The 1,181-nt window shown below is 50.4% G+C and carries 1 protein-coding gene; it reads right to left on the bottom strand.

Translation table 11 applies throughout. The features are described 5' to 3' along the window. Positions 1-363: 363 nt before the first annotated feature. Complete coding sequence (locus tag B9Y59_RS00480) at positions 364-669, bottom strand: hypothetical protein (RefSeq protein WP_085531086.1); 306 nt, start codon at positions 667-669, stop codon at positions 364-366. Positions 670-1,181 lie beyond the last annotated feature (512 nt).

Here is a 1,181-nt window from a genome sequence, read left to right as displayed (position 1 = left end):
TCCACAGGGGAAGTCCTACAGGAGCAAGCAGAAGCCTTCACAGTGGCCGGCATCACTAACTTGCCATAGCGTAAAATAGATGAATCAAACATAGAAGGACCTAATCCTGGGAATCCCCAGGATTAGGTCCTTTGTTTATCAGGAAGAAACCTTCCCTCTTATTTCGATGTCCAGTCCATGATTACACAATCGTCACTGCACAATGCTTTACTGGAGCATTGCCCGGCGGCATTATGCCGGTACTCGTGCTTCAAACCGATGGACGCACAGCGCGTTTTTCGTACCTACAGTGTTTCCTGCGCAGGCTCTCTGATCAACTGTTACTTGATCGGATGACTTATGTTCCTTACAAGTGTCCAGTATTTAACCAATGGCCACTGTGCAGTGTTTCACTGCGTTCTGCCCCGGCAGGGTCGTGTAAACGCCCGTGCTCTGGCCCGGGGTGCCGGTTGCATAGACTCTGTAGTAGTAATCGTTTCCAACCTTCGCCACAAACTGCGTCTTGAGAACGCCGCCGTTGCCTACTGTAAAGCTCGGCGTCTGGTTGTTTCCATTTACCACCGTCATCTTGAAGCAATAGGCCTGCCCGCGTTTCAGGGTAAAGTTCACCGTCGTATCGCTGCGGACATAGGCGCCAACTGCCGCTACATTCTGACCTGCGGATACCACACCGCTGGCTCCATAGGAATTGTTCGCGTTTGCAGAAGAACTGCCAGAGNCATCACTAACTTGCCATAGCGTAAAATAGATGAATCAAACATAGAAGGACCTAATCCTGGGAATCCCCAGGATTAGGTCCTTTGTTTATCAGGAAGAAACCTTCCCTCTTATTTCGATGTCCAGTCCATGATTACACAATTGTCACTGCACAATGCTTTACTGGAACATTGCCCGGCGGCATTATGCCGGTACTCGTGCTTCAAACCGATGGACGCACAGCGCGTTTTTCGTACCTACAGTGTTTCCTGCGCAGGCTCTCTGATCAACTGTTACTTGATCGGATGACTTATGTTCCTTACAAGTGTCCAGTATTTAACCAATGGCCACTGTGCAGTGTTTCACTGCGTTCTGCCCCGGCAGGGTCGTGTAAACGCCCGTGCTCTGGCCCGGGGTGCCGGTTGCATAGACTCTGTAGTAGTAATCGTTTCCAACCTTCGCCACAAACTGCGTCTTGAGAACGC

This window comes from Anaeromassilibacillus sp. Marseille-P3371 (assembly GCF_900169665.1).
Lineage (GTDB): Bacteria > Bacillota > Clostridia > Oscillospirales > Acutalibacteraceae > Anaeromassilibacillus.
This window is presented reverse-complemented; position numbering and strand designations above follow the sequence as displayed.